The 20,781-nt window shown below is 39.8% G+C and carries 20 protein-coding genes; 10 read left to right on the plus strand and 10 right to left on the minus strand.

The annotated features are described in order from the left end of the window. Positions 1 to 13: 13 nt before the first annotated feature. From apt to ASU1_RS01445, 5 genes are all read right to left on the minus strand, one after another. Positions 14 to 553: an adenine phosphoribosyltransferase gene (gene apt, locus ASU1_RS01425; RefSeq protein ID WP_014991082.1), complete on the minus strand. Its 540-nt coding sequence runs from the start codon at positions 551 to 553 to the stop codon at positions 14 to 16. A 240-nt stretch (positions 554 to 793) separates the two neighbouring features. Further along, positions 794 to 1,549 (minus strand): metal ABC transporter ATP-binding protein, encoded by a 756-nt coding sequence (locus ASU1_RS01430; RefSeq protein WP_014991083.1) that lies wholly within the window; start codon positions 1,547 to 1,549, stop codon positions 794 to 796. A gap of 1 nt (position 1,550) precedes the next feature. Beyond that, entirely contained in the window at positions 1,551 to 2,447 is an 897-nt protein-coding gene (locus ASU1_RS01435) for a metal ABC transporter substrate-binding protein (RefSeq protein ID WP_039194875.1), read from the minus strand. 67 nt (positions 2,448 to 2,514) lie between these two features. Continuing rightward, positions 2,515 to 2,850: a TusE/DsrC/DsvC family sulfur relay protein gene (locus ASU1_RS01440; protein ID WP_039194877.1), complete on the minus strand. Its 336-nt coding sequence runs from the start codon at positions 2,848 to 2,850 to the stop codon at positions 2,515 to 2,517. 53 nt (positions 2,851 to 2,903) lie between these two features. Continuing rightward, the gene (locus tag ASU1_RS01445; protein ID WP_014991086.1) at positions 2,904 to 3,569 is read right to left on the minus strand and encodes a Bax inhibitor-1 family protein; all 666 of its coding nucleotides are present in this window, start codon (positions 3,567 to 3,569) and stop codon (positions 2,904 to 2,906) included. Positions 3,570 to 3,750: 181 nt separating this feature from the next. Here ASU1_RS01445 and pgsA point away from each other — a divergent pair, with 181 nt between their 5' ends. The 9 genes from pgsA to thiI all read left to right on the plus strand — a co-directional run bounded on the left by pgsA (position 3,751) and on the right by thiI (position 15,668). Next, entirely contained in the window at positions 3,751 to 4,302 is a 552-nt protein-coding gene (gene pgsA / locus ASU1_RS01450) for a CDP-diacylglycerol--glycerol-3-phosphate 3-phosphatidyltransferase (RefSeq protein WP_014991087.1), read from the plus strand. Positions 4,303 to 4,431: 129 nt separating this feature from the next. Further along, positions 4,432 to 6,408 carry a TonB-dependent receptor domain-containing protein gene (locus tag ASU1_RS01455; protein ID WP_014991088.1) on the plus strand — a complete coding sequence of 659 codons (1,977 nt, stop codon included), beginning with the start codon at positions 4,432 to 4,434 and terminating at the stop codon, positions 6,406 to 6,408. 157 nt (positions 6,409 to 6,565) lie between these two features. Next, a complete protein-coding gene (gene uvrC / locus ASU1_RS01460; RefSeq protein WP_014991089.1) occupies positions 6,566 to 8,398 on the plus strand; it encodes an excinuclease ABC subunit UvrC in 1,833 nt (610 codons plus the stop codon). A 136-nt stretch (positions 8,399 to 8,534) separates the two neighbouring features. Beyond that, on the plus strand, positions 8,535 to 9,827 hold the full coding sequence (locus ASU1_RS01465; RefSeq protein ID WP_039194880.1) for a nucleobase:cation symporter-2 family protein: 1,293 nt from the start codon (positions 8,535 to 8,537) through the stop codon (positions 9,825 to 9,827). Positions 9,828 to 9,950: 123 nt separating this feature from the next. Beyond that, entirely contained in the window at positions 9,951 to 10,268 is a 318-nt protein-coding gene (gene trxA, locus ASU1_RS01470; protein ID WP_005597935.1) for a thioredoxin, read from the plus strand. 189 nt (positions 10,269 to 10,457) lie between these two features. After that, positions 10,458 to 11,654, plus strand: coding sequence for an FtsH protease activity modulator HflK (gene hflK, locus ASU1_RS01475; protein ID WP_014991091.1), 1,197 nt, complete (start codon positions 10,458 to 10,460; stop codon positions 11,652 to 11,654). 2 nt (positions 11,655 to 11,656) lie between these two features. Beyond that, positions 11,657 to 12,544: a protease modulator HflC gene (hflC, locus tag ASU1_RS01480; RefSeq protein ID WP_014991092.1), complete on the plus strand. Its 888-nt coding sequence runs from the start codon at positions 11,657 to 11,659 to the stop codon at positions 12,542 to 12,544. 189 nt (positions 12,545 to 12,733) lie between these two features. Next, the gene (gene purA, locus ASU1_RS01485) at positions 12,734 to 14,032 is read left to right on the plus strand and encodes an adenylosuccinate synthase (protein WP_014991093.1); all 1,299 of its coding nucleotides are present in this window, start codon (positions 12,734 to 12,736) and stop codon (positions 14,030 to 14,032) included. Positions 14,033 to 14,219: 187 nt separating this feature from the next. Next, positions 14,220 to 15,668: a tRNA uracil 4-sulfurtransferase ThiI gene (gene thiI, locus ASU1_RS01490; protein ID WP_014991094.1), complete on the plus strand. Its 1,449-nt coding sequence runs from the start codon at positions 14,220 to 14,222 to the stop codon at positions 15,666 to 15,668. 98 nt (positions 15,669 to 15,766) lie between these two features. Here the strand turns inward: thiI and ASU1_RS01495 are convergent, their stop codons facing one another. Beyond that, on the minus strand, positions 15,767 to 16,309 hold the full coding sequence (locus ASU1_RS01495; protein WP_014991095.1) for a carboxymuconolactone decarboxylase family protein: 543 nt from the start codon (positions 16,307 to 16,309) through the stop codon (positions 15,767 to 15,769). 152 nt (positions 16,310 to 16,461) lie between these two features. On the opposite strand from ASU1_RS01495, the gene ASU1_RS01500 reads away from it, so the two are divergent. Further along, a complete protein-coding gene (locus tag ASU1_RS01500) occupies positions 16,462 to 17,052 on the plus strand; it encodes a Maf family protein (RefSeq protein ID WP_014991096.1) in 591 nt (196 codons plus the stop codon). 56 nt (positions 17,053 to 17,108) lie between these two features. Here the strand turns inward: ASU1_RS01500 and ASU1_RS01505 are convergent, their stop codons facing one another. The 4 genes from ASU1_RS01505 to secF form a co-directional block, all read right to left on the minus strand. Continuing rightward, positions 17,109 to 18,410, minus strand: coding sequence for an NCS2 family permease (locus tag ASU1_RS01505; RefSeq protein WP_014991097.1), 1,302 nt, complete (start codon positions 18,408 to 18,410; stop codon positions 17,109 to 17,111). Between the two features lie 239 nt (positions 18,411 to 18,649). Then, positions 18,650 to 19,147: a non-heme ferritin gene (gene ftnA / locus ASU1_RS01510; protein ID WP_014991098.1), complete on the minus strand. Its 498-nt coding sequence runs from the start codon at positions 19,145 to 19,147 to the stop codon at positions 18,650 to 18,652. Next, positions 19,147 to 19,653, minus strand: coding sequence for a non-heme ferritin (gene ftnA, locus ASU1_RS01515; RefSeq protein WP_014991099.1), 507 nt, complete (start codon positions 19,651 to 19,653; stop codon positions 19,147 to 19,149). Before ftnA (ASU1_RS01515) ends, ftnA (ASU1_RS01510) begins: the two co-directional genes overlap by 1 nt. Positions 19,654 to 19,799: 146 nt before the next feature. Next, the gene (secF, locus tag ASU1_RS01520; protein WP_014991100.1) at positions 19,800 to 20,774 is read right to left on the minus strand and encodes a protein translocase subunit SecF; all 975 of its coding nucleotides are present in this window, start codon (positions 20,772 to 20,774) and stop codon (positions 19,800 to 19,802) included. Positions 20,775 to 20,781 lie beyond the last annotated feature (7 nt).

Raw genomic sequence — 20,781 nt, forward strand, 5'->3', positions numbered from 1 at the left:
GTACTAAGAAATATTAATGACCGGCAAATTCAACTAATGTGAATGAGTTGATGCCTTCTTTTTCTAGACGTTCTTTACCGCCTAAATCCGGTAACCAAATCACAAATGCAGCATGTTCTACTTTACCGCCTAAGCGACGAATTAATTTTGCCGTAGCGTCAATCGTACCGCCGGTTGCTAATAAATCATCCACAACTAACACATTGTCACTTTCTTTTACTGAATCTAAGTGGATTTCCAGCGTATCTTCACCATATTCTAAAGAATAAGATTGTGAAATAACTTCACGTGGTAATTTTTTTGGTTTACGAACTAAGACAAATGGTACGCCTAACGCAAGTGCAACCGGTGCGCCAAAGATAAAACCGCGAGATTCGGTTCCAACGACTTTAGTAATACCTTTATCTTTAAATTCAGCAACGATCGCATCTACGGTTGCCTTGAATGCTTCCGGCACTTCTAATAATGAGGTAATGTCACGGAAAATAATACCTGCTTTCGGATAGTCAGGAATAGATTTGATAGATGATTTGATTAAATCTAATTGGTTCATGGTTAGACCTTAAAAAATAGCAAAATAACCTGAAGAATTTAGCAAAACTGAGCAAAATTACAAGGGAAATTTGAAAAAGACCGGCGATTTCCTCTAAAAATGAGCAAGGAAATAGTAATTTTTCAGCACTTTATTCTTTTCTAAGCGGTTATTTTTGAAGACTTTTTTGCAAAAAACACAGAAAAAAAGACCGCTTGTAGCAATTAGAGCATACTGTAGCAGTCTTTTGCTGTGATGCGTTTATCCAATATCTTTAGCAAGATAATGTAGTACTCCGCCAAAGACTTTTTCCAGATTTTCGGTAGTAAAGGTGGTTTCGGTTTTCCCGGCAGCAAGTAAGGTACGATTGATCATCAATACTTGATCGCAAAAGCTAGGCACGCTATTTAAATTATGTGTTGAAACTAAAACTAAATGTCCTTCGCTACGCAGTTGCTGCAACAATTCAACGATGGCATTTTCAGTTTTGACATCAACACCGGTAAACGGCTCGTCCAGTAAAATAATCTGACTTTCTTGTGCCAATGCTCGAGCAAGAAACACTCGCTTTTTCTGTCCGCCAGAAAGCTCACCGATTTGTCGGTGTTGCAAATGGCAAATGTCCACTCGTTCCATTGCCTGCATCACTTTTTGTTTATCAAGAGGTGAAGGACTGCGTAGCAATCCCATATAGCCATACCGACCCATCATCACTACATCGTAAACGGAAACAGGAAATTGCCAATCGACTTCTTCACTTTGTGGCACATAAGATACTAGATTTTGTTTCAAAGCTTGTTGAATTGGCATGTGGTTTAACAGGATTTTGCCGGTTTGAGGTTTGACTAATCCCATTAAACTTTTAAATAGCGTAGATTTACCACCGCCATTCACACCGATTAAAGCACAAATTGTGCCGTCTTGAATCTGAAAGGATACGTCATGTAAGGCTAAATGCCCGTTATTATAACGGACACTTAGCTTTTCAACAGAAATAGAGGTTGGAATGGATGCCATATTATTTTTTGCTTTTTTCAAAACCGTCAACAATTGTGCTGATTGTCACTTTTAATAAATCCAAATAAGTCGGTACAGCGCCGTCTTTGGTTGAAAGTGAATCGACATATAATACACCGCCGTATAATGCGCCAGTTTCTTTTGCTACTTGTTTAGCCGGTTTATCCGATACGGTACTTTCGCTGAAAACAACAGGGATATTGTTAGCTTTTACGCCGTCGATCACCTTTTTCACTTGTTGCGGAGAACCTTGTTCTTCAGCATTGATTGCCCATAAATAAAGTTCTTTTAACTGATAATCTTGTGCTAAATAACTAAATGCACCTTCACTGGTTACTAACCAACGTTGTGCTTCCGGAATAACAGATAGGCGTTGGCGTAAAGGCTCTGCAATAGCTTTGACTTTTTCAGCGTAAGCTTTAGCATTTTGGTTATAGCTTTCGGCATTTTTCGGATCGTATTTCACTAATGCGGCACGAATATTTTCAATATATTGCAGAGCATTCGCTGATGACATCCACGCATGCGGATTCGGTAAGTTTTTATATTCACCTTCAGCAATTGCAATTGGCGTAATGCCTTCGGTCACAACAACAGCCGGTTTACCTTTTACGTTTTCAAAGAAACGTTCAAACCAACGTTCTAAATTCATACCGTTCCATAAGATAAGGTCAGCTTTTTGTGCTTTAGCAATATCTTTAGGTGTTGGTTGATAGTCATGAATTTCTGCGCCAGGTTTGGTAATAGATTCTACAACCGCTTTATCACCGGCAACGTTTTGTGCAATATCTTGGATAACGGTAAAGGTAGTAACAACTTTGAACGGTGCAGCCATTGAGAGGGCGGCACTCATACCTAATGTGACCACAAATGCTTGTTTTAAAAATGAAAGTTTCATAGTTTCTCCTTTTTATCATGAATTTTCACTTATGATGAAATTGAGAATAAATCTCAATTAATAATAATTATAAACATTTTATGGGTTTAGGTAAACCGGCAATTTTGGTTGCTTGTTTTGCTGGGCCATCAGGAAATAAACGTTGTAAATAACGGCTATTGCCTTTCTCTTCACCGAATTTTTGCGCCATCGCTTTAACTAGCATTCGGATTGCAGGTGAGGTTTTGTATTCTTGATAGAAATCGCGTACTAGAAAGATAATTTCCCAGTGTTCATTTGTCAGAACAATTTGTTCTTTCTTGGCAATTTCAATCGCAAGTGCTTCTGACCAATCATCAAGGTTAGTTAAGTAACCTGAAGCATCTGTCGGATATTTTTGTTCGTTTAATTCAATGTAATTCATAAAAATAAAAAGTGCCACAGGTGTGGCACTTACTCTCTCAAATTTGTTTTAGATTAATCGTCACTACCTAAGACACCAAAGATTTGTAATAGGCTTAAGAATAGGTTGTATAGAGATACGTATAAATCCACTGTCGCACGGATATAATTCGTTTCGCCACCGTGAATAATATTACTTGTACCAAGTAAAATCGCACCGCTTGAGAACACTACAAATAATGCACTCATTGCAAGGCTTAATGCCGGAATTGCTAAGAAAATATTTGCGATGATACCAACAAGTAACACTACGAATAATGCCATCATCATACCCGATAAAAATGACATATCTTTCTTGGTCGTAAGTACATAAGCCGAACACGTAAAGAATACTAATGCGGTTGCGCCAAGCGCAAGAACCACAACGTCACCTAAACCCGCACCGATATAGCGGTTTAAAATTGGGCCAAGGGTATAACCTAAAAAGCCGGTTAAAGCAAATACGCTTAAAATACCTGCACCGCTATTTGCTGTTGCATTGGTTAGGAATAATAAACCGTAGAAGCCGATTAATAATCCCCACCATGGTAATGCCGGTGCATTCATTGACATTGCCACAAAAGCAATTACTGCTGAAAAGGCTAATGTCATTGAAAGTAATAAATAAGTATTACGTAATACTTTGTGAGTGCTGAGTAAGGATTCACTGCTTGCTGCACCGTTAATTACACGATTTTCCATATTGTTTCCTTTAAGTTGAACAAAATTGCAATTTATGTATGGACAAACTTCCATAAATCAAGTGTAAATTAGCGACAAATTTGCCTAAAGTCAATTGACTTTATCTATGCAATAGTTAAAAATTTTCTTATGAGTGTGATACACTTAAACGACTAAATATTTACTTTGCAAACACCTCTATATGAAACTAAATTTTCCTACCTATTTAACCTTATTTCGGGTAATTTTGATCCCTTTGTTTGTGATTGCCTTTTATTTACCTGCCGGTTGGTATGCACCTGAAATTTCAACACTTATTTTCTTTATTGCTTCTATTACGGATGCCTTTGACGGTTATTTAGCTCGTAAATGGAATCAAACTACACGCTTAGGAGCATTTTTAGATCCTGTTGCGGATAAAGTGTTAGTAGCTGTGGCATTGGTTTGTGTGGTGGAATATTATCATACGTGGTGGATTACCATTCCAGCAGCAATTATGATTGCTCGAGAAATTATTATTTCCGCATTAAGAGAATGGATGGCAGAGCTTGGTGAGAGAGCGAGTGTAGCGGTTTCCGTATGGGGGAAATTTAAAACAACAGCACAAATGTTAGCGCTTGGTGGAATGTTATGGCGATTTAATTTAGCAATGGAAGTTCTTGCTTGGATTCTTCTTTATATTGCGGCTGGGTTGACACTTTGGTCTATGATTCAGTACCTGAAAGCTGCCAAAGGTAGTTTGCTAAAGTCATAATGATAGTCTAGATACTAGATAAATGAGGCAGGATAATACCCTGCCTTTTGTTTATGTATATCTCTCTGTTGAAATGATAATCATTTTTGTTTAAAATTGAATTGAAATTTATTTCAAAGGAGACAAATAATGCATAAATATAAAAAAACAATCTTTCAACTAAGCTTAATTAGCTTAGCCCTTAGCGGCTATGTTTCGGCTAATCAAGCTGATTTAGATACGATTGAAGTTCAAGCACAGCCTACCGTAAATCATACTCGAAATATTAGTAATTTACGTGAATTACTGGCGAATCGTACCGATGTTAATGTCGGAGGCGGTAGTGTTTCTGCACAATACATTTCAATTCGAGGCTCGGGGCAAGATCGTATCGGCATGGTTGTTGATAACACTTCGACAAATACTCAGTTATGGTATCACCAAGGTCGTTTTCAATTAGATCCATCGATGGTCAAATCAATTAAAGTAGATAAAGGTGCGGGTTCTGCGAGTGCGGGGATCGGAGTAACGGATGGTGTGATTCGTGCGGAAACCGTTTCGGCTAAAGATTTGCTGAAAGAAGGTAAACCTTTCGGAGCGAGAATTAGCTCAGAATATAATAGTAATCGAGGTGTTAACGGCTCTCTTTCACTATACGGACAGGCAGATAACCTAGATATCTTGTTATTAGGAAGCTGGGGAAATGATAAAAATTATAAGGCTGGTCGAGGTTATTCTGATGCAGTTAATACCAATAGCAGAGTTGTAAATAACACAGCTCGCCGTCAAGGGAATTATTTGGCTAAATTTGGCTATGATCTCACAGAACAACACCGAATCGGTGCGAGCTTCCGTCAAGAAACTTACTATGGCAACGGACAAGATCGTTTTGAAATGATTTTTAATAGTCGTCCGGTAAATGCAAATACGACAACACGCACTTACAACTTAGAATATGCAGGTAAAGATCTTGGTGTCGTGAGAGATATTAAAGCAAATGCATTTTATATTGATGGAAGAGATAAGCGTGAAGATTATCAAAAAGATAAACTTACCGGTTATCAACGCCATTCAAGAACAGAAACTCGTGGTGCTAATTTAGGGCTTACGAGTGAACTAGGTGGCGAGCATTTACTAAAATATGGTGTTAATCTCCGTAAAGAACAAACAGGTAGCCAAAATTCCTTTGGTTATATTAAAGGTGAACAAAAATCTGAATACGGTCTATATGCCGAAGGTATTTGGTCTTTAGGTAAAATTGTTACTTTAACAACGGGCTTACGCTACGATTATTATACTTTAGATACTGCAGGCAAAGTAGATCAACATGGCACTCCAATTGCAGGTAAGAAATCGGTATCTGATAATAAATTGAATCCGAGTTTTGGACTTATTTGGGATGTTACGCCAAATTTTGTTTTAAATGCTAAGCTAAATTATGCAAGTCGTAGCCCTATTTTAGCATCTGCTTATACAGTAACTGATAATCGAGGTTCATTAGATAAAGCAAGAGGTTTGCGTTTTATTGATCCTAATTTAAAGACTGAGAATGCACGTTTAGCTGAAATTGGGTTTGAATGGAAATACGCTGATTTTAGTTTAAAAGGAAGCGTGTTTGAGCAAAGAGTGAAAAACTTCTATCAAACAAAAGATAGTATCATTAGTAATGCGGGAACATTAAAAACCAAAGGTTATGATGCAGAATTAGATTATCAATGGAATGGTTTAAAATTAACCGCAGGTATGGCTTATGCAGATCCTAAAGCGGATTTTGCACTTTCTAACGATCCGCTAAATGTTATTCCTCAAGGTCGCCAATGGAGTACAGGCGTGTCTTATAAATTTGCAGAGCCAAGTTTAGAACTCGGCTGGTTAGGTCGTTATGCACAATCTAAAGAATATCAAACTGGCTCAGGTGCAAAAGCAGAAACGAAAAGACGTATCGGATACGGTGTACATGATATTTTTGTTAATTGGCAGCCTCTTAACCAAGATAACTTTAACGTGAATTTCACGGTGAAAAACATTGGTAACAAATTCTATCGTAGCCATAGCCAAAGAAATACAGCGATTACGCCACCAAGCCCAGGACGTGAATTTAAATTGGGTATGAACTATAGCTTCTAAGAAATTAGTTTTTGGCTAAATCCATTTGCAAAAGCGGTTATAAATATAACCGCTTTTTTGCTTCTATTTGGCGTACTTTATAAGCAAGTACCCTAATCGCCAAATATTGGTTATCATAGACTTAATTTCTTATTTAACTCGATACTCAATTTTGTTTATGTTTGATGCCAAATCCTTTCTTGCCGATGTACCCCATCTTCCCGGTGTTTACCGCATGTATGATGCGAAAAATACCATTATCTATGTCGGTAAAGCCAAAGATCTCAAAAAACGCTTATCCAGTTATTTTCGTAGTCAACTCGCCAGTAAGAAAACCGAAGCGTTAGTTGCTAACATTCATCATATTGAAACCACGATAACCCATTCGGAAACGGAAGCGTTATTGCTTGAACATAATTATATTAAAGAGAATCAGCCGAAGTACAACGTGCTTTTGCGTGATGATAAATCCTATCCGTATATTTTACTCACGAAGCATCAACATCCTCGAATTACTTCGTTTCGTGGTAGTAAAAAAATTGCCGGTGAATATTTTGGTCCTTATCCAAATGCTGGGGCAGTGCGTGAAACACTAAACTTGCTGCAAAAACTGTTTCCGATTCGCCAATGTGAAGACAGCTACTATAAAAACCGTTCTCGCCCTTGTTTGCAATATCAAATCGGACGTTGTCTTGCCCCTTGTGTAGAAGGTTATTACTCGCAAGCGGAATATGATAACCAAGTAAATCTAGTCCGTTTGTTTTTACAAGGTAAAGACGGACAAGTGGTTGAACATTTGGTACAAAAAATGGAAAGTGCCGCGGAAGATCTGGATTTTGAAGGTGCAGCTCGTTTTCGCGATCAGATTCAATCGGTACGAGCGGTACAAGAAAAGCAATTTGTCTCTAACGAACGTTTGGACGATCTGGATATTATTTCGATTGCTTATCAGCACGGTATTGCTTGCGTACATATTTTATTTGTGCGCCACGGTAAGGTATTGGGCAATCGTTCCTATTTTCCTAAAGTGCCGAATAATACCGATTTAACCGAGTTGGCGGATACCTTTGTCGGTCAGTTTTATCTACAGATGAACCAACATCGCACGATACCAAATCAAATTATTATCGATCAGCCGTTAAGTGAAGCGACTGCATTAGTTAATGTGCTGTCGGAACAAGCGGGACATAAAGTTAGTATTGCCGATAAAAATATTCGTGGCGATAAAAGCCGCTATTTAGCATTGGCGAAAACCAATGCAGAAGCTGCGCTTACTTTACAACTTAAACAAGATACGCATATTCGCCAGCGTTATGACTCACTCAAGGCATTACTCAATTTAGCGGAAATCAGACGGATGGAGTGCTTCGATATTTCTCACACAATGGGTAATCAAACAGTGGCTTCGTGTGTAGTATTTGATGAAAATGGGCCGTTAAAATCGGATTACCGTCGTTTTAATATTGAAGGCATTACCGGCGGTGATGACTATGCGGCAATGGAACAAGCCTTATTAAAACGCTATGACCGTAATTTGGAAGAAGAAAAAATTCCGGATATTATTTTTATCGACGGCGGTAAAGGTCAGCTTAATCGAGCTTTAGAAACCTTTGCTTCGTTAAATGTCAGTTGGGATAAGCGTAAACCGTTGTTAATTGGTGTGGCGAAAGGAGTAGAGCGGAAAGCCGGTTTAGAAACCTTATTGATCAGCAAATGGGATAAGGAAATTCACTTACCGCCGGACAGTCCTGCTTTGCATTTGATTCAACATATTCGTGATGAATCACATAATCATGCGATTACCGGACACCGCAAAAAACGCCAAAAAGCTTTTACGGAAAGTGGATTGGAATCAATTGCCGGTGTAGGAGCAAAACGTCGCCAAGCATTACTGAAATATCTCGGTGGTATGCAGGGTGTGAAATCCGCCACGTTAGAAGAAATTCAATCCGTTCCCGGCATTTCAAAACAACTTGCCGAAGTGATTTTTGATACGTTACAAAATAGCTAGGTAGCAAGCGGTCAAATTTGCAGAATTTTTTGCAAATTTAACCGCTTGTTTTTACTATATTTACCCAAAGCAAACGTTTGCGCAATCGTTTGTGAGAGCGTATAATTCGCCCCAATTTTTTTAGTTTGAGGCATTTATGCAAAATTTACGTTATCCTGTTGATTCCAAACCACCTTTCGGATTAACCCTTCTTCTTGCGGCGCAACACCTTTTAGCCGCACTTGGCGGCATTATCGCCGTGCCACTTGTTATCGGTAATGTACTTAAACTGCCGATTCCGGATACGATTGTATTAGTGAATGCGGCATTATTGGTTTCAGGGATCGTAACCATCATTCAATGCCAAGGTATCGGCCCGATTGGCTTACGTTTACCGAGTGTGATGGGAACCAGCTTTACTTTCGTGGCGGCTGCTTTAGCGATTGGTTTTAGCGAACATGGTGTTGCCGGCATTATGGGCGCTTCGTTAGTCGGCTCATTAGTGATGATTATCGGTAGTTTCTTTATGCCGTATGTGCGTAAATTATTCCCGCCTGTCGTTACCGGTGTGGTGGTTATGATGATCGGTTTAAGCTTAATTCCAGTTGCGGTGGATTGGTTCGCTGGCGGTCAAAAAGGCGATGCGCATTATGCGGATCCGGCAAATCTTGCGATGGCGACCTTTGTACTTGTGCTGGTTGTGATTTTAGTACAATGGGGGAAAGGTATTTTCTCTGCAGCTGCGATTGTGATTGGAATGATGGTCGGCTATGTAGTGGCGTTAGCATTAGGTTGGATCAACTTTGATGCGGTTAAAAATGCAGAGAGTTTTGCTATTCCACAGCCGTTGCATTTCGGATTAGCATTTCCAATTTCAGGTATTATCGGGATGTCGATTGCTTATTTAGTGACGATTGTTGAATCAAGCGGTAACTTCTTAGCTTTAGGTAATGCTACGCAAACTGAAATTACCGGTAAGCATTTACGTGGCGGGGTATTATGTGACGGTTTAGGTTCTGCGTTTGCGGCAATTATGTCAACCACGCCATTCTCATCGTTTGCCCAAAATATCGGGGTCATTTCGTTGACCGGTGTGGCAAGCCGCTATGTGGTAACGATTATGGGCGTATTATTGGTTTTAGCTGGTGTATTCCCATGGTTTGGAGCATTAATCGTTTCGATTCCTAGCCCTGTTTTAGGCGGTGCGGGTTTAATGATGTTTGCGATGATTATTGCAGCTGGTATCCAAATGTTGGATAAAGTAGAACGTTCAAAACGTAACGGTTTAATTATTGCCATTTCGATCGGTTGTGGCTTAGCGGTGACGACTCGTCCTGAATTATTAGATAAATTACCGAGCTTTTTTAAAGAGGTATTCGGCTCAGGAATTACGGTCGGATCATTACTTGCATTAGTGCTAAATCTGATTCTTCCTGAGGATAAAGAATAAATAATTAGTGTAATTGGAAAAACTTACTTGAAATTAGGTAAGTGAAGCCTTATCTTACGAAATAACTTAACGCCACGGTCAAGTGGCGTTTTCTTTTTAGATTATCAATTAAGGAAACAAATTATGACATTACAAGTTACTGACGCAACTTTTGAACAAGAAGTTTTAAAATCGGACGTTCCGGTATTATTAGATTTTTGGGCGCCATGGTGTGGTCCTTGCCGTATGGTTGCGCCAATTTTAGATGAATTATCAGAAGAGTTTGCCGGTCGTGCAAAAATCGCTAAAGTAAACGTGGATGAGAACCAACAAATCCCAGCACAATTCGGTATTCGTTCAATCCCAACATTAATTCTTTTCAAAAATGGTGAAGTGGTTGCAACGCAAGTTGGTGCATTACCAAAATCACAATTAAGTGCATTTGTTGAACAAGCACTTTAATTTTTATTTCGAGAAAGGGCGAATTTGGTTCGCCCTTTTTCATTTGCAAAAAAATTGTTAAAAAAGACCGCTTTAGGCTAATAAAGCCTAGCAATATCAAGCACAAATAGGTACAATCTTCCAGTTACACTTTTTTACAATTGGTAAGAGTAGATTCGAGGGCTTAGCCCCTATTCTTTGGAGAAATTTATGTCGTGGAATGAACCAGGCAATCAACAAGACCCGTGGGGTAAGCCGGGTCAAAAGAAGCCTGAGCAGCAAGGTTCACAACAAGAGCCAAATAAGCAAAATAATCGCCAAGAGCCGCCGGATTTAGAGGAAGCTTTTAGTTCTTTATTAAAGAAAATGGGGGGTAATAAAGATAATAATTCTGCTCCTTCGCAAAACTTTGGTAAATTTCTACCGCTTGCTTTGATTTTCGCAGCTATTGTATGGGGCGTATCAGGCTTTTATACGGTTAAAGAGGCGGAGCGTGGTGTAGTAACCCGTTTCGGTAAACTTCATAACATTGTGATGCCGGGTTTAAACTGGAAACCAACCTTAGTTGATGAAGTGACACCGGTAAATATTGAGCGAGTTTCCGAATTGAAAACCAGTGGCTCAATGCTGACACAAGATGAAAATATGGTACAGGTTGAAATGACCGTTCAGTACCGTGTTGAAGATCCGGCTAAATATCTATTTAGCGTGCGTGATGCGGATGACAGCTTAAAACAAGCGACTGATAGTGCGTTACGTTATGTGATCGGTCATATGTCGATGGACGATATTTTAACTACCGGTCGTGCGACAGTACGTGAGAAAACTTGGCAAACCTTGCGTGATATCATCAAGACTTATGATATGGGGTTATTAGTTACTGACGTAAACTTCCAATCTGCTCGTCCGCCGGAAGAAGTAAAAGACGCATTTGATGATGCCATTAAAGCGCAAGAAGACGAACAGCGTTTAATCCGTGAAGCGGAGGCTTATGCGCGTGGTCGTGAGCCGATTGCACGTGGTCAAGCACAGCGTATCGTAGAACAAGCAACGGCATATAAAGATCAAGTTGTATTGGAAGCAAAAGGTGAAGTAGAGCGTTTCTCTAAACTTTTACCGGAATATAAAGCTGCGCCGAAAGTAATGCGTGAGCGTTTATATATCGAAACCATGGAAAAAGTGATGAAAAACACGCCGAAAGTGATTATGGACGGTAATGGTAATAATTTAAATGTGTTACCAATGGATAAATTATTGGCTAAACCGGCTGCTTCTGAATCAGTAAGACAAGTCGCACCTATTGTTATTCAGCAACCGCAAGTTGTTACGCCGGCTCAAACACATTCTGTACCTAGTTCACAAACTAGTACGCAAAATGCAGAACCGGTACGTAAAGGGAGATTTTAATAATGCGTAAATTATTATTACCTGTTTTAGCGCTTGCGGGATTTATCGTACTTTCTTGTGTAACGATTGTGCCGGAAGGCTATCGTGGCATTATGTTGCGTTTTAATAAAGTGCATCGTGACGCAGACCAAAAAGTGGTGGTTTATGCACCAGGTTTACACTTTAAAGCACCGTTTATTGATAGCTTAAAAGTATTGGATGCGCGTATTCAAATTTTAGATGGTCAAGAAGATCGCTTTGTGACGGTTGAGAAAAAAGACTTATTAGTTGATTCTTATGTCAAATGGCGCATCAGTGACTTCGGTCAATTCTATACTGCAACCGGCGGTGATGCACAACGTGCGTCGGATCTTTTAAAACGTAAAGTGGGCGACCGTTTACGTTCTGAAATCGGTTCTCGTACGATTAAAGATATCGTATCGGGTTCTCGTGGTGAATTGATGGCAGGCGCACAAAAAGCATTAAATGACGGTGATGACGGTGCTGAGAAACTTGGTATCGAAGTGGTTGACGTGCGTGTAAAACAGATCAACTTACCGAATGAAGTTTCATCTTCAATTTATCAGCGTATGCGTGCGGAACGTGCTGCGGTTGCAAGCGAACACCGTTCGCAAGGTGAAGAAAAAGCCGAAATTATTCGTGCTGAAGTAGATAAGAAAGTGGTTCTTATCGAAGCGCAAGCGAAGAAAACCGCTGAGACTTTACGCGGTGAAGGCGACGCACAAGCTGCAAAAATTTATGCGGATGCATTCAACCAAGAGCCGGAGTTTTATAGCTTCGTACGTAGCTTAAAAGCATACGAAAACAGCTTTGCGAAAGATCAAAGCAATATGATGCTACTTAAATCGGACAGCGAGTTCTTCCGCTTTATGAAAGCACCGACAAAATAACTGTATCTATAAGGCCCGATCTATATCGGGTCTTTAATTTTTCATTTACTACAGCGAAAACACCGAAGGGTGCATAGTGAGCAAGCGGTTAAATTTGCAAATTTTGCGAGAAATTAAACCGCTTGTTTAGTGTTTTTTGGTATTCCGTAGTAGAAAATCCATTCATACTAACAAAAAGAGGCAATTCCTATGGGTAAAAGTGTTGCTATTCTCGGCGCTCAGTGGGGCGATGAAGGGAAAGGTAAAATCGTAGATTTATTAACAGACCGTGTAAAATACGTGGTTCGTTATCAAGGTGGTCACAATGCGGGCCATACCTTAATTATCAATGGTGAAAAAACTGTTCTTCGTCTTATTCCAAGCGGTATTTTACGTGATAATGTAACCTGCTTAATCGGTAACGGTGTAGTGCTTTCTCCGGAAGCTCTAATGAAAGAAATGGGTGAATTAGAAGCACGTGGTATTAACGTTCGTGAGCGTTTAAAAATTTCAGAAGCTTGCCCATTAATTCTTCCTTACCATGTTGCAATGGATCACGCGCGTGAAGCGGCATTAGGCAAAAATAAAATCGGTACAACCGGTCGTGGTATCGGTCCGGCATACGAAGATAAAGTTGCTCGCCGTGGTTTACGTGTAAGCGATTTATTTGATAAAGAAGCCTTTGCTGAAAAATTAAAAGATATTTTAGATTACTATAACTTCCAATTAGTACATTACTATAAAGTTGAGCCGGTAGATTTCCAAAAAACTTTAGACGATGTATTTGCGGTAGCTGACGTGATTAAAGGTATGGTTGCAGATGTAACAACTTTACTTCACGAAGCACGTAAAGAAGGCGTGAATATCTTATTTGAAGGTGCGCAAGGCACAATGTTAGATATCGACCACGGTACATATCCGTTTGTAACCAGTTCAAATACTACGGCAGGTGGTGTTGCAACCGGTTCAGGTTTTGGTCCTCGTAATCTTGACTATGTATTAGGTATCATCAAAGCATACTGTACTCGTGTTGGTAGTGGCCCGTTCACAACTGAATTATTTGATGAAGTGGGGGCGGAAATCGCACGTAAAGGTAATGAATTCGGTGCGGTAACCGGACGTCCACGCCGTTGTGGTTGGTTTGATGCGGTAGCAGTGCGCCGTGCAGTACAAATTAACTCGATTTCTGGCTTCTGTATGACAAAATTAGACGTATTAGACGGCTTTGAAGAGTTAAAAATCTGTACCGCATACAAAATGCCAAACGGTGAAATCGTAGAATACGCACCGATGGCAGCGAAAGATTGGGAAGGTGTTGAGCCGATTTACGAAACAATGCCGGGCTGGTCTGAAAACACCTTCCGTGTAACTAAACGTGAAGAGTTACCACAAGCGGCATTAGATTACATCAAACGTATTGAAGAGCTTGTTGGTGTGCCGGTTGATATTTTGTCAACTGGTCCGGATCGTGTGGAAACAATGATCTTACGTGACCCGTTTGCGGCGTAATTTCGTTTAAATTTTAAGTTGTTTTCTTACCACGGAAAACACGGAGTTCACGGAATTTTCTGTGCATTCTGTGCTTTCCGTGGTAATTGTTTTTTGATACTTGTCTGAGAAGCAGTTAAATTTGCAAATTTTTAGCGAAATTTAACCGCTTGTTTGGGCAACTTATTTTCCGTAGTGAAACCGAAAAATGAAATTTATTATTAAACTTTTCCCTGAAATTATGATTAAAAGCGATTCGGTTCGTAAACGCTTTATCAAAATTCTGACCTCAAATATCCGCAATGTTTTATTGCGTGAAACTGAAAATGTGGCGGTGATTCGTAACTGGGACTTTATTGAAGTACGAGCCAAAGTGGCGGAAGAAGCACCGATGGTGTTGGAATTACTGAAACGTACACCGGGTATTCACCACATTTTAGAAGTGGAAGAAATGCCTTTTGTTACCATGCACGATATTTTTGAAAATACATTGGCAAAAGTACGTGATGAATTGGAAGGTAAAACGTTCTGTGTGCGTGTACGCCGTAAAGGTAAACACGAATTCCGTTCGTTAGATGTAGAAAAATATGTCGGTGGCGGTTTAAATCAACATATTGAATCGGCTCGTGTGAAATTAACCAAGCCGGATGTAACCGTGCGTATTGATATTGATGGCGATAAAATGTTGCTGATCAATGCTCGTCACGAAGGTTTAGGCGGTTATCCGATCGGTACGCAAGAAGATGTATTATCGCTTATTTCCGGCGGCTTCGATTCAGGCGTATCAAGTTATATGCTGATTCGCCGTGGCTCGCGTGTACATTACTGCTTCTTTAATTTAGGCGGTGCGGCACACGAAATCGGTGTAAAACAAATGGCATACCATATTTGGAGCCGTTACAGCACCTCACACAAAGTCCGTTTTGTGGCGATTAATTTTGAAAATGTGGTCGGCGAAATTTTAGAGAAAGTCGATAATGGTCAAATGGGCGTGGTGTTAAAACGTATGATGGTGCGTGCCGCAAGTAAAATTGCTGAGCGTTTCGATATTCAAGCGATCGTAACCGGTGAAGCGTTAGGTCAGGTTTCAAGCCAAACCTTAACCAATTTACGTTTAATCGATAAAGCGTCCGATACATTGGTATTACGTCCGTTAATCACCCACGATAAAGAGCAAATTATTGCCATGGCAAAAGAAATTGGTACCGATGATATTGCTAAATCTATGCCGGAATTTTGTGGCGTTATTTCGAAAAATCCGACCGTGAAAGCGATTGAAAGCAAAATTGTGGAAGAAGAAGGACATTTCAATTTTGAAGTGTTGGAACAAGCGGTCGAAAACGCACAGTTCCTTGATATTCGTGAGATTGCTCAACAAACGGAACAAGAGGTTGTGTCGGTTGAAACTACTTCCGAATTAACGGAAAACGATATTATTTTAGATATTCGTAGCCCGGAAGAAACCGATGAGGCTCCGTTTAGTTTGGATGGCGTAGAAGTAAAATTAATGCCGTTCTATAAACTTTCGAGCCAGTTCGCTTCGTTGGATCAATCGAAAAACTACTTACTTTATTGCCAACGTGGAGTAATGAGCAAATTACAAGCGCTTTATCTCAAAGAGAATGGCTTTAGTAATGTAAAAGTGTTCCGACACTAATTATTTAGGACGTTAAAAGCGGTCATCTTTTGTTAAACTTTTGCAAGTTTTTAACAGAAAATGACCGCTTGTTTATTGAAGTATGATGTGAATGAAAATTAAGCAAAAGCTTGTAATTCTGGGTTGATTGGGGTTTCAGCGATATTGTTCACGTAGTTACATAATGTCGCTAAGCTCACACCTAAAATCACATCAATCGCATTTTGTTGGTTATAACCGGCAGCGAAGAATTCATTTAGTTGCGCTTCGGTTAATTTTGCTTTCTGCAGCATTACCGCAAGTGTGAAGCGTGCTAACGTATCTAATTTCGGATCTGAAATACGTGCGGTTGCACGAATTTGATCAACGATTTCTTTTGGCGCATTTAACGCTTTTAAAGAAATTTTGGTATGACCGGCAACACAGAATCCGCAACCGTTAACTACTGCTGCCGTAATTTGTACCACTTCACGCTCAAGCGGTGTTAAGCTGTTACGACCGTTAATACCACCTACCGTACGATAAGTTTCTAACGCAGTCGGAGCATTAGCTAACACGCCGATTAAATTTGGAATAAAACCATTGGCTTGTTGGACTGCTTTTAATGCTTCTTGTGCGGCTTCCGGTGCGGTTTCAATCGTATGAATTTGAAATTTTGACATATTATAAGTTCCTTATAGAGAGTAATCTATTTTGTTGAATAATAAAGGTTAAACTCCCTTAAATGCAAAGATTTTTTAATATTTTATGCATATAAATACCTATTTTATATAACAAAAAATTCTATAACGAATGAGAGAAAGGATTGACGCTAATGAAAAATAAACATATTTACCTTGCATCAAATAGCCCGCGCCTCTGGGAATTGTTACAAAATTTAGACTTAGATTTGCTCCGTTTATCAAGTGAAATTGATGAATCGCCGCAAGCAGATGAAAAAGCGGATGAGTATTGCCTACGGATTGCCAAGCAGAAAAACCAAGCGGCACAAGCGGTTAGAATTGCGGAAAATCTTGCAGAACACCCGATACTTACTGCGGATACAACGGTTTCAATTGACGGCAAAATTCTCGGTAAACCGAAAGATGAACAAGACGCTTTTGCGATGCTAAAAATGTTATCGGGCAGAACGCACCAAGTATTTACCGCTGTTTACATTAGTTATCAAGGTAAAGAAGTGGAGTGTTTACATACCAGTGAAGTGAGTTTTAGAAGATTAACCGATGCTGAAATTTGCGCTTATATTGCGACGGGTGAGCCGATGGATAAAGCCGGTGCTTACGGTATTCAGCAGTTTGGCGGGGTATTTGTCGAGCGGTTATCGGGAAGCTTTACCGGTGTGATGGGGCTACCGGTATTTGAAACTGCCGAATTATTAAAGCAATTTGATTTGCAACTTTTTTAAAAGATTAGACCGCTTGTTTGCTCTGTTATCGGCTTACAAGCGGTCTTTTTTTGAGATTAGATTGCTAATTCAAATGCGTAGAAAGCTACTAACGCAATCGCAATGATTACCGTACCGACGTTGAGTTTTTTGAATTCACCCGAAATGATACGACCGATCACTAATGCGGCAAAACTAAGCATAATACCGGTTACGATATTGGCGGTTAATACGATAAATACCGCACACACTAAGCCTGACATTGCGCCGACGAAATCATCGAAATCTAATTTTGAAACGTTACTTAACATTAATAAACCGACGTACATTAATGCCGGAGCCGTTGCATAACCCGGTACTAAGAACGCAAGCGGTTGGAAAAATAACATTAATAAGAAACCGATACCGACAACGACTGCGGTTAAACCGGTTTTACCGCCAACCGCCGTACCTGCCGCCGATTCAATATAAACCGCTGCCGGTGCCGTACCGAATAAACCTGAAAGCACGGAGCCTAATGAGTCAGAGGTTAAGGCTTTATCACCGTTAATAATTTGACCGTCTTTATCTAATAAATTCGCTTGACCCGCTACCGCACGAATCGTACCGGTTGCGTCAAAGATAGCCGTCATCACTAATGCAAATACGACAGGTAAAATAGCCGTATTTAACGCACCCATTACATCAAGATTTAAGAATTGAGAATTTTCTCCGAAGCTCGGCATTTTGAAGAAGCCTGCATATTTTACGTTCGGGTCAAACACTAAACCGATGATGGTGATCGCAATAATTACCCATAAAATGCTGCCTTTCACTTTTAAACGCTCTAAGCCGATAATCGCCGCTAAGCCAAGTAACGCCATAATGACCGGGAATGAGGTGAAATCGCCCATTTTTACCGGTAAACCGGCTTGATTGCCAACCACTAAGCCCACGCCGTTCGCTGCGATTAACAGTAAAAATAAACCGATACCGATACCTGCTCCGTGTGCAATGCTTGCCGGCAGGTTACGTAAAATCCACGCACGAATGCCGGTTACCGAAATGAGTGTGAATAATACCCCCATTAAGAAAATTGCACCAAGTGCCACCGGAATCGAGATACCTTGACTAAGCACTAAACTGAATGCGGTAAATGCGGTTAAAGAAATCGCACAGCCGATCGCCATTGGTGCATTTGCCCATAAGCCGATTAAAATTGAACCTAAACCCGACACTAAACAGGTTGCGATAAATACCGATTCAGCCGGAAAACCTGCTTGGCTTAACATACCCGGCACAACAATTACCGAGTACACCATAGCTAAGAATGTGGTTAAGCCCGCAATAATTTCTTGGCGGGTATTGGTGCCACGTTCTTCAAATTTGAACAAAGACATAAAATGAAAACCTCAAATAAATGAAATAAAATTTTAAGGAACGAATTCTACAGAAGTCAGACCTGATAAGCAAACGTTTGCATAACATCTAATAAATAAGCGGTCCGATTTTCTTTAAGATTTGCAAATCTTTCTTAAAAAGAACGGACTTCACTAAAATAATTTTTGTGAAGCCCGTGTATTCTGTGGTCACAAGTTGCAAAATTTTAGGGAAATTTGACCGCTTGTAAACGAATTAATTAGTGCACTGATGCAAGTTGTTCTAAATCTTTATCAATGTAGTATAACGCTTTGCCGTCTTCGCCTAACAGTTTAAATTTATTTAAAATCGAATTAAATAGGAATTCTTCTTCGTGCTGTTCAGCCACATACCATTGTAAGAAATTAAACGATGAGTAATCTTTTGCTTCAAAAGTGACTTCCACTAATTTATTGATTGAATCCGTCACGTGTTTTTCGTGTTCTAATACGATTTCAAACAAAGATTTTAACGAAGCATATTCTGCTTGCGGTGCTTCAATTGCATAAATCTCCGCTAACGAACCGGTTTCGTTTAAATAGGTGAATAAGCGGCGCATATGTTCCATTTCTTCGGTGGCGTGCGCTTTTAAGAATTTCGCTGCGCCTGGGAAGCCGTTGTTATCCGCCCATGCCGACATTTGTAGATAAACGTTTGAAGAATAAAATTCTAAGTTTAATTGGTCGTTTAATTGTTTGATGATTGCCGGTGATAACATTATGCAGCTCCTTGTTCGTGATCTAAAGTTTCTAAGTCTTTATCGATGAAGTAGAGTGATTTATTGCCTTCGCCCGCGACTGCGAATTTATCTAAAATCTCACCGAATAATTTCTCTTCTTCGTGCTGTTCAGCAACATACCATTGTAAGAAGTTAAAGGTTGAATAATCTTTTGCGGCAAATGTTACTTCCACTAATTCATTAATTTTTGCCGTGACGTGTTTTTCATGCGCTAGCACTTCGTCAAATAATTCTTTTAACGAAGCGTATTCTTTGCAAGGCGCATCGATTTTACCGAGCAACGGTAAACCGCCGGTTTCGCTTACATAGTCGAACAATTTTTGCATATGCTCCAATTCTTCGTCGGCATGACGAAGTAAGAATTTTGCCGCACCGGCAAAACTGTTTTTTGAACACCATGACGACATTTGCAGATAAACGTTTGAAGAGTAGAACTCTAGGTTAATTTGTTCATTGAGTTGATCAATGATTTTTTGTTGTAACATTTTTACCTCCAATCTAATATTAAAAGATTTTAAATAATGAGAGCTAATTTCATTACGAAATCCGGATACGACAAAGGGGCGGAAAAATTCCACCCCTTTGATATATTTTGCGAATTATATACGATATTTTGATAAAAAACTATCTGTTAATGATCAATAAACGCTTGTTGATCCGCACCTTCTTTTTCCACTACCGGTTTAACCATGTGTTCACGATTTAAACCAAGTTGTAATGCGACACCAATCGCAATATAAATTGATGAGTAAGTACCGAAGCCGATACCAATCAATAATGCGAGTGAGAAGCTATGAATCGTTGGGCCCCCAAACCAATATAATGAAGCAACTACGAATAACGTTGTTACCGAGGTCATTAAGGTTCTTGAAAGCGTTTGACTTAACGAAATATCAACGACTTCTTGTGAACTTACACGACGAATTTTACTAAAGTTCTCACGTACACGGTCAAATACTACGATAGAGTCATTTAATGAATAACCTACTACGGAAAGAATTGCCGCGACGAAAGTCAGGTCAATCTCAATCTGTAAGAATGAGAAAATACCAATAGTTACCAATACGTCATGGAATAACGCTAGAATACCGCCAATCGCTAAACGAATTTCGAAACGAGTACCAACGTAAAGCAATAACATACCGAGCGTTGCAAGTGTTGCCCAAATTGCGCCTTGAGTAAGCTCTTCACCCACATTAGGCCCTACGAACTCAACACTTTTAATCGTTGCCGAAGGGTCTAAATCTTGATGTACAAGATCCATAATCTTGTTACCTAAAGACATATCCCCCGCAGATGCCGGTAAGCGAATCATCAGCTCTTTTTGGCTGCCTGTGGTTTGCACCAACGCATTTCCATAACCGTTTTGTTCCAATAAACCGCGTACTTTGCCTAAATCGGCTGGTTGTGAGAAGGTGGTTTCGATTACCGTACCACCGGTAAAATCTAAACCCCAGTTAAACCCTTTGGTGACGATAGAGAAAATACATAATGCGGTGACGACTAATGAAAAGACGAAACCGACATAACGATATTTCATAAATGGAACAAGTTTGTACGGCAGTTTAATCTCTGACGCATTTTTTTCTGTTTGCATAGTTGCCATTTATTCC

The sequence above is a fragment of the Actinobacillus suis ATCC 33415 genome, from assembly GCF_000739435.1.
In the GTDB taxonomy this organism is placed as follows: Bacteria; Pseudomonadota; Gammaproteobacteria; order Enterobacterales; family Pasteurellaceae; genus Actinobacillus; species Actinobacillus suis.

What these genes read in the sequence shown, in the direction of transcription:
- ASU1_RS01445 (WP_014991086.1), bottom strand. Translation starts at nt 3,569, where the DNA reads ATGGAAAATCGTGTAATTAACGGTGCAGCAAGCAGTGAATCCTTACTC.
- secF (WP_014991100.1), bottom strand. Translation starts at nt 20,774, where the DNA reads ATGGCAACTATGCAAACAGAAAAAAATGCGTCAGAGATTAAACTGCCG.
- thiI (WP_014991094.1), top strand. Translation starts at nt 14,220, where the DNA reads ATGAAATTTATTATTAAACTTTTCCCTGAAATTATGATTAAAAGCGAT.
- hflC (WP_014991092.1), top strand. Translation starts at nt 11,657, where the DNA reads ATGCGTAAATTATTATTACCTGTTTTAGCGCTTGCGGGATTTATCGTA.
- ASU1_RS01500 (WP_014991096.1), top strand. Translation starts at nt 16,462, where the DNA reads ATGAAAAATAAACATATTTACCTTGCATCAAATAGCCCGCGCCTCTGG.
- hflK (WP_014991091.1), top strand. Translation starts at nt 10,458, where the DNA reads ATGTCGTGGAATGAACCAGGCAATCAACAAGACCCGTGGGGTAAGCCG.
- ASU1_RS01465 (WP_039194880.1), top strand. Translation starts at nt 8,535, where the DNA reads ATGCAAAATTTACGTTATCCTGTTGATTCCAAACCACCTTTCGGATTA.
- ASU1_RS01495 (WP_014991095.1), bottom strand. Translation starts at nt 16,309, where the DNA reads ATGTCAAAATTTCAAATTCATACGATTGAAACCGCACCGGAAGCCGCA.
- pgsA (WP_014991087.1), top strand. Translation starts at nt 3,751, where the DNA reads ATGAAACTAAATTTTCCTACCTATTTAACCTTATTTCGGGTAATTTTG.
- ASU1_RS01455 (WP_014991088.1), top strand. Translation starts at nt 4,432, where the DNA reads ATGCATAAATATAAAAAAACAATCTTTCAACTAAGCTTAATTAGCTTA.
- apt (WP_014991082.1), bottom strand. Translation starts at nt 553, where the DNA reads ATGAACCAATTAGATTTAATCAAATCATCTATCAAATCTATTCCTGAC.
- ftnA (WP_014991098.1), bottom strand. Translation starts at nt 19,147, where the DNA reads ATGTTATCACCGGCAATCATCAAACAATTAAACGACCAATTAAACTTA.
- ASU1_RS01435 (WP_039194875.1), bottom strand. Translation starts at nt 2,447, where the DNA reads ATGAAACTTTCATTTTTAAAACAAGCATTTGTGGTCACATTAGGTATG.
- uvrC (WP_014991089.1), top strand. Translation starts at nt 6,566, where the DNA reads ATGTTTGATGCCAAATCCTTTCTTGCCGATGTACCCCATCTTCCCGGT.
- ASU1_RS01505 (WP_014991097.1), bottom strand. Translation starts at nt 18,410, where the DNA reads ATGTCTTTGTTCAAATTTGAAGAACGTGGCACCAATACCCGCCAAGAA.
- ASU1_RS01440 (WP_039194877.1), bottom strand. Translation starts at nt 2,850, where the DNA reads ATGAATTACATTGAATTAAACGAACAAAAATATCCGACAGATGCTTCA.
- ftnA (WP_014991099.1), bottom strand. Translation starts at nt 19,653, where the DNA reads ATGTTACAACAAAAAATCATTGATCAACTCAATGAACAAATTAACCTA.
- trxA (WP_005597935.1), top strand. Translation starts at nt 9,951, where the DNA reads ATGACATTACAAGTTACTGACGCAACTTTTGAACAAGAAGTTTTAAAA.
- ASU1_RS01430 (WP_014991083.1), bottom strand. Translation starts at nt 1,549, where the DNA reads ATGGCATCCATTCCAACCTCTATTTCTGTTGAAAAGCTAAGTGTCCGT.
- purA (WP_014991093.1), top strand. Translation starts at nt 12,734, where the DNA reads ATGGGTAAAAGTGTTGCTATTCTCGGCGCTCAGTGGGGCGATGAAGGG.